The organism is Mycobacterium sp. IDUB_17 (assembly GCF_055419465.1).
On the sequence record NZ_JBVAXS010000003.1, the window covers coordinates 64,628 to 77,241 of the forward strand.

Genomic DNA, 12,614 nt, shown 5'->3' on the forward strand with positions numbered 1-12,614 from the left:
AGGCTGGTGCGTATGAAGATCCGCGGAGCCGTTCTCGAGCACATCGGCCTCTCCCGCCCGTACGCAGAGTCCCGACCGATCCGGGTGAGCGACCTTGAGCTCGCCGAACCGGGCCCCGGCGAGCTGCTGGTGCGCATCGAGGCCGCGGGGCTGTGCCACTCCGATCTGTCTGTCGTCGACGGCAACCGGGTACGCCCGGTCCCGATGCTGTTGGGGCATGAGGCTGCCGGAATCGTGGAAGCGGGTGACACCGATCTGCCGGTGGGACAACGGGTGGTGATGACGTTCCTGCCGCGCTGCGGCGAGTGCCCGGCGTGTGCCACCGCCGGCCTGACACCGTGCGGCCCCGGATCGGCCGCCAACGGCGCGGGCACGTTGATGAACGGCGACATCCGGCTGACCCGCGACGGCCAACCCGTGTTCCATCACCTCGGGGTGTCCGGATTCGCCACCTACGCCGTCGTCGACCGTCGCTCGGTGGTGCCCGTTCCGGGTGATGTCCCCGCCACGGTCGCGTCGCTACTGGGCTGTGCGGTACTCACCGGCGGCGGCGCGGTGCTCAACGTGGGCACGCCGCGGCCCGGCCAGACCGTGGCAGTGGTCGGCCTGGGCGGCGTCGGCATGGCCGCGGCCCTGACCGCGCTCGCGCACGACGACGTCCGTGTCATCGGTGTGGACCAGCTGCCCGACAAGCTGGCCCGAGCCCGTGAACTCGGTGTGCACGAGACCTACACCCCCGAGCAGGCCGCCGACCTCAAGGCCGACGTCGTGATCGAAGCCGCGGGCCACCCCGCCGCGTTGGAAACGTCGATCGCGCTCACCGGGCCGGGCGGGCGCACCATCACCGTCGGCCTGCCCCGTCCGGACGCCCGAATCTCGGTGTCGCCGTTGGGCTTCGTGGCCGAGGGCCGGTCACTGATCGGGAGCTACCTGGGCTCGGCGGTACCGGCCCGCGACATCCCCCGGTTCGTCGAACTCTGGCGGGCCGGGCGGCTGCCCGTCGAGCAGCTGGTGTCCTCGACCATCACCCTCGATCAGATCAACACCGGCATGGACGAGCTGGCCGAGGGGCGGGCCGTGCGCCAGATCATCGAGTTCGGTTAGAACCAGTTGTCGCGCATCTCCAGTGTGGTGCGGTCCAGGCTCTCCAGCAGGTCCAACTGCGGTGCGGTCCTGGGTAATTCGTAGCGGAAGAAATAGCGGGCGGCCTGCCGCTTGCCGTCATAGAAGTCGCCCGTACGTCCTTCGGCGGCCAGGTACTGCTCCAGCCAGATCCACGCCACCACGATGTGCCCGAACGCCTCCAGGTACACCGCACTGTTGGCCATCGCGGCCTCGACATCACCGGAGGCGAACATCGCGCCGGTGACCGCGACCAGCCGCTGCCAGGCCGCGTCCAGCTGAGCGGCCAGCTCAGGCGCCACACCCGTGGCCTGCGAGACGGTCACCGCGATCCGCTCCCCGAGTGCCGCCAGGCCGGCCCCGCCGTTCTGGGTCACCTTGCGGCCCAACAGGTCCAGGCTCTGGATACCGTGGGTGCCCTCATGGATCGGGTTGAGCCGGTTGTCGCGGTAGTGCTGCTCGACGTCGTACTCGCGGGTGTACCCGTAACCGCCGTGCACCTGGATCGCCAGGCTGTTGGCCTCCACACACCACTGCGACGGCCAGCTCTTGGCGATCGGGGTGAGAATGTCGAGCACCGCGGTGTCACCGGTGTCCACGAGCTTGGCGCAGTACAGCGCGAGCGCCAGCCCGCCTTCGACATAGGCCTTCTGCGCCAACAGCATTCGCTTGACGTCGGCATGCTCGATGATGGGCACCTGCGGGGTCGACGGGTCCCTGACACCCAACGGCCTGCCCTGCGGGCGCTCGCGCGCGTACTGCACCGACTTGAGATAGCCGGTGTAGCCGAGCGCGACCGCGCCCATCCCGACGCCCAGGCGGGCCTCGTTCATCATGTGGAACATGTAGACGATGCCGCGGTGCGGCTCGCCGACGAGGTAGCCGACCGCGCCGTCGAAGTTGAGCACGGTGTTGGTGATACCGCGCTGCCCCATCTTGTGATTGAGCCCCGAGATGGCCACGCCGTTGCGGGTGCCGTCGGCCAGGAACTTCGGCACGACGAACAGCGAGATGCCCTTCGTGCCGGCCGGGCCACCGGGAATCTTGGCCAGCACCAGGTTGACGATGTTCTCGGTGAGCTCATGCTCGGCGCCGGAGATCCACATCTTCGAACCGAACAGCCGGTAGCTGCCGTCGGGCTGCGGTTCGGCACGCGTGGTGATGTCGGCCAGTGACGACCCGGCCTGGGTCTCCGACAACGCCATGGTGCCCGAGAACCGGCCCGCCAGCATGGGTTTGACGAACGTCTCGATCTGCTCGGCCGAGCCGAACCGGGCCAGCAGGTTGGCGTTCGCGATGGTCAGCATCAGATAGCCCGAGGTCGACACGTTCGCCGCGGAGATCCACGCGAATGCGGCCTGCGCCACCGTGGCCGGCAGCTGCGCGCCGCCGATCTCCGCGTCCATCCCCATGGCGAGCAGATCGGCCGCCGCGAAGGCGTCCCACGCTTCTTTCACGTCAGGGATCAGCGTGACGGTCTGCCCGTCAAACGTCGGCTCGTTGGCATCGCTGAGCTTGTTGTGCGGCGCGAAGTAGCGGGTCGCGAGTTGCTCGCACAGATCCAGCACGCCGTCGAAGGTTTCGCGGGAGTGTTCGGTGAATCGGTCCAGCGTGGTGAGCCTCTCGACGTCCAGCCACTCGTAGAGCAGGAAGTCCAGGTCGCGCCGCGACATGATGGTCGACTTCATCGGATCGTGCTCACGCCGCCGTCGACCGGGATGACTGCGCCGGTGATGTACGCGCTGGCCCGGCTGGCCAGGAACACCGAGATGCCGGCGATGTCGTCGGGTTGCCCGATCCGGCCGAGCGGCAGGGCCGACCCGACGGCCTCGGATCCGCCGCGCAGCATCTCCTTGGTCATCCGGGATTCGAACAGGCCCGGCGCAATCGCGTTGACCAGGATGCGTGGGGCCAGTTCACCGGCGAGGTGGCGGGTCAGCATGTGCACGGCGGCCTTGCTGGCGCTGTACGAGAAGTTGTCCCGCCCCTTTCCGGGCGCGACGATGCCGTCGATGCTGCCTGTGTTGATCACCCGCGCCGGATCCTCTTCGGTGGCAGCGGAATTCAGCAGCGGCGTGAGAGCGCGGGTCAGTAGGAACACGCCTTTGACGTTGACGTCGTAGACCTTGTCGAACCCGGACTCCGGGAACTCCTCGTACGGTGCGCCCCAGGCCGCGCCCGCGTTGTTGAACAGTGCGTGGATCGCATCCTCGCGCCCCGTCACGGCCGCGGTGAGCGCCGCGACCCCTTCGGCGGTCCCGAGGTCGGCAGGCACCGCGGAGATCCGGCCGAGAGGGGACAACGCGTCCACCGCCGCGGCCAGCTCGGCCTCCTTGCGGCTCGAGACGTACACCGACGCCCCCGCCTGCAGCAGGCCACGGGCCATCATCAGGCCGATGCCTCGGCCGCCTCCGGTGACAACGGCGACCTTGCCGTCCAGTCGGAACAGATCAGTCATGTCCATCAGTCTGCGCTGTCGTGTTCTAAGCCTTCTCGTCGATCTCGACACCGAGCGGGGATTCGTTGCGGATCACCTCGTCGCGGATCAGCCCCCGCAACAGCGCCGTGCTGAACTCGACGGCGATCTCCTTGGCGGTGCGCCTGCCGTGGGGTCGCAGCCAGCGGTAGGAGCCCAGCGTCATCCCGATGTAGCCGAGGGCCAGGACATGCGAATCGCAGTCGTAGAACTCTCCGCTGGCGATGCCGCGGTCGATCACGTCGCGGACATGCTCGTAGACCTGGGTCTCAGCACGCCGAATGTAGGCCACCTGCTCCTCGGTGAACCATTCCGCGATGTAGGGGCCTTCCTGGAAGTACACGGCCGCGCGCTCCAGGTCGTTGGCGATGCCGACCAGCAATCGCCGGGTGAAGTTGTAGATGGTCTCCCGCGCCGAGGCGGTCGGGTCGTCGTGCAGGGCCTCGACGGTGAAGTCCGCGGTGCTCTTGTAGATGTCGTAGAGGATCAGCGACTTGCTCGAGTAGTAGTGGTAGACCGTGGCCTTGTTCAGGCCGACAGCCTCGGCGACATCGTCCATCCTGGTGCCGTGATAGCCGCGGGCGGCGAACAGTTTGGCCGCGACAGTCAGCAGCTCATCTCGGCGGGACGTCCCGTTGGCAGCCGCGCCTCCGCGGCCCCGGCCGCCCTCTGCATCGGATGACATAGCACACTCACTATCAGCATCGCCGGGACCTTGCCCGGGAAATCAATCAACTAGATGGTTGAACAGTGTAGGCAATCTCTGTTCCGGCCTTGCGTAGTACGTCTAGACTGCGGGAATGGATCCGAATCCTGACTACGACCTCAGCGACGAGAGCGACTTCTTCTTTCCGTGGCTGGCCTGGGGTCTTCGTGGCGTGTATCCGCCACCGGCCTATCCCCCGGTGTAATCAGGACTGTTCGTCAGTCTTCGCAGTCCTGGCGCGCCGGTGATACCGGCGCGCCTTCATGCGGTTTCCGCAGGTAGCCATCGAACACCAACGTGCGGTGTGCGGCTCCGTCCGATCTAAACACATCCAGTTCCCAGCTCACGCCGTTCTCCGTCGCATGCGCCCGTATGGCCGCAACGTTGAAGTACGCCGTCAACGCAACCGCCGACCCGGTTCCGCGACCTCATCCCGCGGCTGGCCGCGCGCTACCAGTTCGGCCAGGGCGTCGAAGGTGTCGTCGAACCCGGTGACCACCGGCGCATCGGAGCGCCCGTAGCCCTCACGTAATCTTGGCGTGTTGCTGGTCAACCGCTGAGATGCCTTCTGGAGCAACAGCATTCCCACTTCGATGGGGGTCCGCGTTCAGGCTTGCGGTGCGGTGGCCCGGATGCCGGCAAGGACCACGTCGACGATGCGTTCGGCGTCGGTACGGGTGAACGGGCGCACGCCGCGGTTGACGATGAGGCGCACCGGCCCGGCGATCATCTCGCCGAGGAAAGCGCTGTCGACCGGTGGCAGTTCACCACGGTCGACGGCGAGATCCACCCGCCGTTGCGTGGCGGCTCCGCGCTGCTCGAGGACCCGGGCCACCGCCTGCCGGACGGCGGAGTTGTCGTGGGTGGGCTGGATGGCCAGTTCGAGTGCCTGGCCGAACGGTGTGTCCAGGCCACTGGCGAGGGCCACCAGGTAGTCCACGAGGTCACGGCGGATGTCACCGGTGTCGGCGATGGATGCGAGGTCCTCGGCGTACTGCAGCAGGGCCTCGGCAACCAGTTCCTCGCGGTCGGGCCAGTTGCGGTAGACGCTGGCCTTGTGCACGCCGGCGAGCTCGGCCACCTCCTCGTAGCGGAAGCCTGCGATGCCGTCACGCGCGACGAGTTCGGCCGTCGCCCCGAGGATCTGCGCGCGCACCCGCGCGTTGCGGCCACCGGGCCGACGTGCGGAGTGCTGATTCGCAGTGCCGTCGGCCATCCCCGTGCTCACCTCCGGTCTGCGCTCGATGCAGATTGTCGCCAGGTCGGGCGTTGCGGTGCAAGCCGGACGTAGCTAGTGTTCTTTAAAGCGCCAAATAGTCGCTTTAAAGAGGGGAACACCATGCACGTCCTCATCTCGGGCGCCGGTATCGCCGGGCTCACGGGCGCCCTCGAACTCGGCACGCGCGGCCACGACGTCACCGTCGTCGAGTACGCCGACCACTTCCGGCTCGAAGGCACACCCGTCGACATCCGCGGCGAGGCGATCGAGACCGTGGACAGGATGGAACTGCTCGAGAGAATCCGCGCGCTTCGGCTCCAAATGTCCGAGTCGAGCCAGTTCGTCGACGCTGACGGTGCACCGGTAGCCCGGGTCCCGTTGGCGGACAGCGGTTCCGACGACATCGAGATCCTGCGCGAAGACCTCGTGCGCATCCTCGCCGACGCGCTGCCGGACGCCGTGACGATCCGTTTCGGCGACTCGATCCATACGCTGACCGACGACGGCGGCGACGTACGCGTCCGTTTCGAGTCGGGCCACACCGGACGGTACGACCTAGTGCTCGGTGCCGACGGCCAGCACTCCGCGGTCCGTGGTCTCGTGTTCGGGCCCGAACAGGACCACCTACGCCACCTCGGTGTCTACTTCGCCCTCGCAAACCTTCCCGGCGACGTGTGGTCTGAGCACGCCAATTCGATTTACAACGTCCCCGACCGGCTGGCAGGCATCTTCCGGTACAAGGACAAAACTGTCGCGGTCTTCCAGTTCCGATCGGAACCACTCGACTACGACCACCGCGACCTGGAAGCCCAGAAACGGATCCTCTTCGACACATTCGCGGACCACAGCTCGTGGAAGATCCCCCAGCTGCTCGACGCGGCCCGCGCCGACCCCAAGTTCTTCTTCGACGCCGCGAGCCAGATCCATCTGCCGTCCTGGCACTCCGGACGCGTCGCCCTCATCGGGGACGCGGGGTACTGCCCGGCCTTCCTTTCCGGCCGGGGCACCTCACTCGCCCTCACCGGTGCCCACATTCTCGCCGAGGAGCTGGGCTCGTGCGGCGATGCTCACACCGCCGACCTCACCGCCGCGTTCGAACGGTACGAGGCCCGGCAGCGTCCCCACGTCACCTTCGCCCAGGCGATCGTCGACCGTGGTCGCGACCACCTGCTGCCAGCCACCTGGGACGAGATCGCCGCCCGTAACACGCGTCTGCAGAGCAGCGGGCATCAGTGACCGACACGTGGAGCAGGCGACTCATCCTCTGGGTCGCCGTCCTGATCCTCGCCAACGTCCTCGCCGACATGGCCATCGGTTCGCCGATGATGGTACTGCCCCAGTTGCTCGATCATTTCGACACCGATCAGGCCGCGTGGCTGAACGCCAGTGCGATGCTGGCCGGGGCCATCTGGTCACCGCTGCTGGCGAAGAGTTCCGACATCTTCGGCAAGCGCCGGGTGCTCATCGGCACGCTGCTGCTTGCCTGCGCTGGAGCGTTGGTCTGCCTCGCTGCCCCCGACCTCTGGATTTTCCTGGCGGGCCGCATGCTCCAGGGCGCCGCCTTCGCCGCCGTCTTCCTCACGGTGGCCCTCGCGCGCCAGATCTGCACCCCGCGGGTGGCGATGGCCGTGGTCGGGCTCGTGACGTCCGGTTCGTCGATCGTCGGAATCCTCGAACCGTTCCTGATGAAACCGGTCATCGACCTGTTCGGCTACCGCAGTGTGTTCATTGCGGCGGCGCTGCTCGCCGCGGTGGCGGCGCTCTGTGTGCGTCTCATCGTCCCGGAGTCGCCGTTCCGCAGTCCCGGCCGGATCGACGTGGGCGGTGCACTGCTGCTCGGCTGCGGTCTCGGCGGGGTGCTCGCCTATATCAGCCTCGGGAGAGAATTCGGCTGGCTTTGCGGGAGCATGATCGCGTTGCTGGTGGCCGGTGCCGCCGCGTTGGCCGGTTGGGCGTTCTTCGCGCTGCGGAACGACGAACCTATCATCGACATCCGGGCCCTTAGCCGCCCCATCCTGCTGACACTGCTGGCCCTGGTTCTGGCGGCAGGCTCATTCCGGAGCATGCTGCAACTGACCGGCATCATCGCCCAGATGCCTCCCGAGGCGGGGCTGGGCTACGGGCTGGGCCACGGAGAAGCAGTCGCAGTGCTGCTCGCCGCCCCCAATGTCGGCATCGTGATCGGCGGCATCTGCTCGGGCTGGATCGCGGGCCGGTTCGGACCCGCGCTGCCGCTCCTCGGGGGCATCGCCGTCGGCGCGGTGACGACCTTCGCGATGCTGGCGGGTGTATCAGTGCTCCCGCTGTCGATCGCCTGCGGAGCCATGCTCGGTATCGCGGCGGGAGCGATCGGCGCCTCCGGGTACAACCTGGCGACCGATCTCGTACCGCCCGAGCGGCAAGGGACCATCGCCGGCCTGGTGTCCGTCGTGCTGGCCCTCGGATCGGTCGTCGTCAATGTCGCCGGAGGCGAGGTTCTCAAAGCCACGCAGATACCCGGCACCTTCGCCGACGGCGCCCCCGTGAGCACGGCCACTGGCGTTCACCTCTACGTTCTCATGGCCGGGGTGCTCTTCACGCTCGCCGCGGTGCCTGCAATCGCGCTGACGCGACACCGGGCTGACGCACCGCGGTCAACGGATGATCCGGCTCCAAGCCACATTGCGAGCACGTAGAAAACCCCGGCGCGCCGCTCGCGGCTACGCCGCGGCGAGCTTCACGGCCTCACTCACATCGGTCCGCAACTTGAGGTATTCCGGCGACCGTCGCAGTTCGTGAGCGTCGACGCCGGTGCGCGGCAGTTCCACCGGCAGGTCCAGGGCAATCTTCCCCGGCCGCCGGGTCAACACCACGATGCGGGAGCCAAGGAACGCGGCCTCGTCGGCGCTGTGCGTCACGAAAACCGTTGTGCGGCCGGACTCCGCGCTCACCTGACGGACATCCTCCTGCAAGCGCTCGCGGGTCAGCGCATCCAGCGCCGCGAACGGCTCGTCCAACAGGAACAACGGGGTCTCGGCGGCCAGCGCCCGGGCGATCGCGACGCGCTGCTGTTGTCCGCCGCTGATCTCCCAGATCCTGCGCTTGGCGGTGCCTTCCAGGCCCACGCGCTCCAACAGTTCCTCGCGCCGCTCGGCGCGCCGCTCACGAGGCACGTTGGCGTACTTGAGGGCCAGGTCCACATTGCCGCCGACGGTGCGCCACGGGAACAGCCGCGGCTGCTGGAACACCACGCCCGAGGTGACCCCGGGCGTCGGACGGGAACCGGACACCTCGACCTCGCCCTCCGACGGGGTCTCGAAACCGGCGATCAGGCGCAGCAGTGTGCTCTTGCCGCACCCCGACGCCCCCACCAGGACCAGGAACGAGCCGGGCTCGACGTCGAGATCCACCGGGCCGAGCGCGGTCACCTCCTCCGAACCGCGCCCATAGCGGTGCGCGACGTTCTTGATCAACAGGGCACCGGAGGCATCACTGCTTGACGATGACATCCGGCAACCCCTTCGTGTAGATGGCGTCCTTGAAGTGCTGTATCGGCGCGGCCTCGGGGATCTGCTTCTGATCGGCCAGGAACTGCGACGCGCTCTGCAGGTTGGCGGCGATGTTGCCCGGTGCGCCGTCACTACCCAGCCACTCGGGGGAGGCCACCTGGGCCGGGGTCAGGTAGACGCCCTGCTTGAGTTGTCCGGCAACATCTTCCGGACTCAGACCGACCTCGGCCGCGATCGCCTTGGCCGCGGCCTGCGGGTCGTTCTTGATGACGTTCAGCGCGCGCGCCTGCTGCTGGCGCCAGATGTCGACGACTTCCGGGTGAGCGATGGAGAACTCGTCGGACACGGCCGCCAGATCCAGCGTGGGCTTGCCGTCCTTGGCCAACTGCCGGCTGGTGATCAGATCCTTCCCGGTCTTGCGCAGCTGGTCCAGCGTGGGCAGCCAGCTGTAGGCCGCGGCGATGTCGCCCCGCTCCCAGGCCGCAAGGATGGCCTGCGGCTGCAGGTCGATCAGCTGAACATCACTGGGAGACAGCCCGTTCTGCGCCAGAGCGGCCAGCAGGCTGTAATGCGCGGTGGACGCGAACGGGGTGGCGACCCGCTTGCCCCGCAGGTCGGCGATCGAGTTGACGCCGGCGCCGTCACGGGCCACCAGAGCCTCGTTGTCACCGGCGACGTCGAGCACGAACGCCACCTTGTACGGAATGTTCAGCGGGGCCGACAATCCGCGGGCCACCGGGCTGGAGCCCAGCGCACCGAAATCCAGTTCCTTGGCGATGAACGCGGTGTTCACATCGGCACCGGAGTCGAACTTGGTCCACTTGATGTTGTAGTCGGGCAGCGCCTCTTCGAGCCACTTGTTGTTCTTGACGATCAGGTCCCCACTCGGAAAGGACTGGTAGCCAAGGCGAATGGTGGGCTTCTCGGAGCTTCCCCCGGAGTGGTCGACCGCGCAGGCCGAGAGCCCGAACGTCGCGGCGGCCACTGCCACCGACGCGGCGAACAGCGCCTTGATTCTCATATTTTTCCTCTCCAGGGAACAGCGCGCCGCTCCACGGCGCGCAAACCTCCGTCGATCACCAGGCCGGAGATCCCGATGGCGAAGATCCCCACCAGCACGACCGGTGTGTTGTTGTAATTGCTTGCGTCCTTGACCAATCCGCCGATTCCGGGGATGCCGTTGAACAGTTCGGCGGCCACCACCGACGAGTACGCCATGCCCACGGCCAGCCGGATTCCGGTGAACGTCTCCGGCAGCGCCGAGGGCACCACGACGTCGCGGATGACCTGCGCCCGGCTTGCCCCCAGGGCCCGGGCCGCCTCCTGCAGCCCGACGGGTGCGGCCACGACCGCCGCGGTGGTGGCCACCGCGGCCGGCGGCAGCGCGGCCAGCGCGAGCAGCGTGATCTTGGGCGCCTCGTCGATGCCGAGCCAGATCACGAGCAGGAAGAAGTAGGCCAGCGGCGGCAGGGCGCGCAGGAACGTCAGCCAGGGTTCGAGCACGCTGCGCAGCCAGCCGACCGAGCCCATCAGCAGACCGAGCGCGACGCCGACGACCACGCCGATGACGACACCGGCCAGCACGCGGCGCAGCGTCATGTACAGGTGCTCGTAGAGCAGATACCCCGCGTAGCCGCGGGCCCCGTCATGCGTGGTGGAGACGTCGATGAACGCGCGCCAGACCGTCGACGGATAGGGCACGAATGTCTGATTCCAGATGCCCGCCCAGGCGACGGCCTGCCACACCGCGAAGAACACCACGACCGACAGCAGCGGCAGCGCGGACCTGGTCAGCAGGGTGCGCCAGCGGTTCGACGGCGCAACGGGACGTGGCGGGCCGGCTTCGGCCTCGCCGGGGACGATATCGACGAACACAGACACTGTGGGGCAGCTTTCTGTTGCTGAAGGCAGGGGTGGCGATTGGCTTCAGCAACAACAGCAACCAGGCAGCATTCCGTTCACCCGGGTATTGCTACCGGCGAGCGCGTCCGCGGTGAAGGTCTGAAATCGAGATGAGTTTATTAGCCACCCGGGTTGACACGGCGCGCGACTAATGAGTACGTTCATTAATGAGCGCACTCATTAGTGAGGTGATCATGACCGGCCGTCGGACGCGCAACATGCACGACAAACAGCAGCGGATCTTCGCCGCGGCGAGCACACTCTTCGAAGCACACGGATTCGAGGCCGTCACCGTGGCCCAGATCGCCGACGCCGCCGACGTCGCCGCGGGCACCTTGTTCAGGTACGCGTCATCGAAAGCCGAACTCCTGCTGATGGTCTACAACGACCAGTTCCGGCAGGCGATCGAGACCGGCATGCGCGACGCGGCCGACATCGACGATCCGAGCGCAGCCGTGTTCGCGATGGTGGCGCCCGTCATCACCGAAGCCGCACGTCAGCCGGACAACGCGACGGCATACCAACGCGAATTACTGTTCGGCTCCCCCACCGAGCGTTTCCGCGCCGAAGGCCTCGCACACGTCAAGAGGCTCGAAGACGCGATCGCCGCCCGCCTGACGCACTGTCGTGCAGCGGATCCCGACACCGACAGCGAGTTGCAGGCCAACGCCGACCGCGCCGCCAGAAGCGTCTTCGCGGCCCTGCATCTGTTGGTGGTCCAGCCGTCGACCGGCGTGAAGTGGGGCGCCGACGGTGCTCACGAACTGCTCCAGCAGATCAACCAGATCGTGCTGGGGTTCCTGGCATCCACAACACCACGAGAAGGAGAAACATCGTGACCGACTCGATCAAGACGGTGACCGTGCTCGGAACCGGAGTGCTCGGTTCCCAGATCGCGTTCCAGTCCGCGTTCAAGGGCTTCACCGTCACGACGTACGACATCAACGACAAGGTTCTCGAGACGGCCAAGGACCGCTTCGAGAAGCTGGCCGAAACCTACGCCAACGAGGTACCCGATGCCCGTGACGGCAAGGCCCAGGATGCGTTGAGCCGGCTCACGCTGACCTCCGATCTGGCCGCGGCCGTGGCTGACGCCGATCTGGTCATCGAGGCGATTCCCGAGATCCTCGATCTCAAGCGGGAGACCTACCAGAAGCTCGGTGAACTCGCGCCGGCCAAGACGATCTTCGCCACCAATTCCTCGACACTGCTGCCCAGTGACCTCAAGGACTCCACCGGGAGGCCCGACAAGTTTCTGGCGCTGCACTTCGCAAACCGCGTGTGGCAGTTCAACACCGCCGAGATCATGGGGACCACCGACACCGACCCGGCTGTGTTCGCCGCGGTGGTCGAGTTCGCCAAGGCCATCGGCATGGTGCCCATCGAACTGCACAAGGAGAAGGCCGGCTACGTACTCAACTCACTCCTGGTGCCGTTCCTCAACGCGGCCGCCGAGCTCGCCGCCGGCGGCTACGCCGATCCGAGCGCGGTCGACGACACCTGGCGGATCGCCACCGGCGCACCCGTCGGCCCGTTCCAGATCTACGACATCATCGGCCTGACCACGCCCTACAACATCATGGTCAACGGGGACGCCGAAGCGCAGAAGCTCGCGGCCTGGCTCAAAGAGAACTACATCGACAAAGGCAAGTTGGGTCTCGCCACCGGCGAGGGCTTCTACAAGTACAACTGAGGAGAAAG

General features: G+C 67.1%; 14 protein-coding genes and 1 pseudogene. 6 read left to right on the top strand and 9 right to left on the bottom strand.

The annotated features are described in order from the left end of the window. Positions 1-12: 12 nt before the first annotated feature. Entirely contained in the window at positions 13-1,104 is a 1,092-nt protein-coding gene (locus ACZYZ7_RS13325; protein ID WP_463741102.1) for an alcohol dehydrogenase catalytic domain-containing protein, read from the top strand. On the opposite strand, the gene ACZYZ7_RS13330 is transcribed toward ACZYZ7_RS13325, so the two are convergent. From ACZYZ7_RS13330 to ACZYZ7_RS13340, 3 genes are read right to left on the bottom strand one after another with little or no spacing between them, the layout of a single operon-like run. Then, positions 1,101-2,810 carry an acyl-CoA dehydrogenase gene (locus ACZYZ7_RS13330; protein ID WP_463741103.1) on the bottom strand — a complete coding sequence of 570 codons (1,710 nt, stop codon included), beginning with the start codon at positions 2,808-2,810 and terminating at the stop codon, positions 1,101-1,103. The genes ACZYZ7_RS13325 and ACZYZ7_RS13330 overlap by 4 nt on opposite strands. Continuing rightward, the gene (locus ACZYZ7_RS13335) at positions 2,807-3,580 is read right to left on the bottom strand and encodes an SDR family oxidoreductase (RefSeq protein WP_463741104.1); all 774 of its coding nucleotides are present in this window, start codon (positions 3,578-3,580) and stop codon (positions 2,807-2,809) included. Before ACZYZ7_RS13335 ends, ACZYZ7_RS13330 begins: the two co-directional genes overlap by 4 nt. Before the next feature lie 25 nt (positions 3,581-3,605). Further along, positions 3,606-4,283 carry a TetR/AcrR family transcriptional regulator gene (locus ACZYZ7_RS13340; RefSeq protein WP_463741105.1) on the bottom strand — a complete coding sequence of 226 codons (678 nt, stop codon included), beginning with the start codon at positions 4,281-4,283 and terminating at the stop codon, positions 3,606-3,608. A gap of 115 nt (positions 4,284-4,398) precedes the next feature. On the opposite strand from ACZYZ7_RS13340, the gene ACZYZ7_RS13345 reads away from it, so the two are divergent. Continuing rightward, entirely contained in the window at positions 4,399-4,509 is a 111-nt protein-coding gene (locus ACZYZ7_RS13345) for a hypothetical protein (RefSeq protein ID WP_003883225.1), read from the top strand. Here ACZYZ7_RS13345 and ACZYZ7_RS13350 read toward each other — a convergent pair. The 3 genes and pseudogenes from ACZYZ7_RS13350 to ACZYZ7_RS13360 form a co-directional block, all read right to left on the bottom strand. Beyond that, positions 4,510-4,629 (bottom strand): annotated as a pseudogene (locus ACZYZ7_RS13350) (CGNR zinc finger domain-containing protein); the annotation flags it as partial. Between the two features lie 72 nt (positions 4,630-4,701). After that, positions 4,702-4,887: a hypothetical protein gene (locus tag ACZYZ7_RS13355; protein WP_463741106.1), complete on the bottom strand. Its 186-nt coding sequence runs from the start codon at positions 4,885-4,887 to the stop codon at positions 4,702-4,704. 24 nt (positions 4,888-4,911) lie between these two features. Continuing rightward, entirely contained in the window at positions 4,912-5,520 is a 609-nt protein-coding gene (locus tag ACZYZ7_RS13360; RefSeq protein ID WP_463741107.1) for a TetR/AcrR family transcriptional regulator, read from the bottom strand. 123 nt (positions 5,521-5,643) lie between these two features. Here ACZYZ7_RS13360 and ACZYZ7_RS13365 point away from each other — a divergent pair, with 123 nt between their 5' ends. Both ACZYZ7_RS13365 and ACZYZ7_RS13370 read left to right on the top strand, forming a co-directional pair. Further along, entirely contained in the window at positions 5,644-6,759 is a 1,116-nt protein-coding gene (locus ACZYZ7_RS13365) for an FAD-dependent monooxygenase (RefSeq protein ID WP_463741108.1), read from the top strand. Beyond that, positions 6,756-8,198 (top strand): MFS transporter, encoded by a 1,443-nt coding sequence (locus ACZYZ7_RS13370; protein ID WP_463741109.1) that lies wholly within the window; start codon positions 6,756-6,758, stop codon positions 8,196-8,198. The genes ACZYZ7_RS13365 and ACZYZ7_RS13370 overlap by 4 nt, the downstream gene beginning before the upstream one ends. Before the next feature lie 24 nt (positions 8,199-8,222). Here the strand turns inward: ACZYZ7_RS13370 and ACZYZ7_RS13375 are convergent, their stop codons facing one another. From ACZYZ7_RS13375 to ACZYZ7_RS13385, 3 genes are read right to left on the bottom strand one after another with little or no spacing between them, the layout of a single operon-like run. Then, a complete protein-coding gene (locus ACZYZ7_RS13375) occupies positions 8,223-9,011 on the bottom strand; it encodes an ABC transporter ATP-binding protein (protein WP_450070853.1) in 789 nt (262 codons plus the stop codon). Then, positions 8,992-10,032: a taurine ABC transporter substrate-binding protein gene (locus ACZYZ7_RS13380; protein WP_463741110.1), complete on the bottom strand. Its 1,041-nt coding sequence runs from the start codon at positions 10,030-10,032 to the stop codon at positions 8,992-8,994. Before ACZYZ7_RS13380 ends, ACZYZ7_RS13375 begins: the two co-directional genes overlap by 20 nt. After that, a complete protein-coding gene (locus ACZYZ7_RS13385) occupies positions 10,029-10,892 on the bottom strand; it encodes an ABC transporter permease (RefSeq protein ID WP_450070855.1) in 864 nt (287 codons plus the stop codon). The genes ACZYZ7_RS13380 and ACZYZ7_RS13385 overlap by 4 nt, the downstream gene beginning before the upstream one ends. 188 nt (positions 10,893-11,080) lie before the next feature. Between ACZYZ7_RS13385 and ACZYZ7_RS13390 the strand changes: the two genes are divergently transcribed. Together ACZYZ7_RS13390 and ACZYZ7_RS13395 are read left to right on the top strand one after the other, a co-directional pair. Then, positions 11,081-11,752: a TetR/AcrR family transcriptional regulator gene (locus ACZYZ7_RS13390; RefSeq protein WP_450070856.1), complete on the top strand. Its 672-nt coding sequence runs from the start codon at positions 11,081-11,083 to the stop codon at positions 11,750-11,752. Continuing rightward, positions 11,749-12,606 carry a 3-hydroxyacyl-CoA dehydrogenase gene (locus ACZYZ7_RS13395; RefSeq protein WP_450070857.1) on the top strand — a complete coding sequence of 286 codons (858 nt, stop codon included), beginning with the start codon at positions 11,749-11,751 and terminating at the stop codon, positions 12,604-12,606. Before ACZYZ7_RS13390 ends, ACZYZ7_RS13395 begins: the two co-directional genes overlap by 4 nt. Positions 12,607-12,614: the final 8 nt, after the last annotated feature.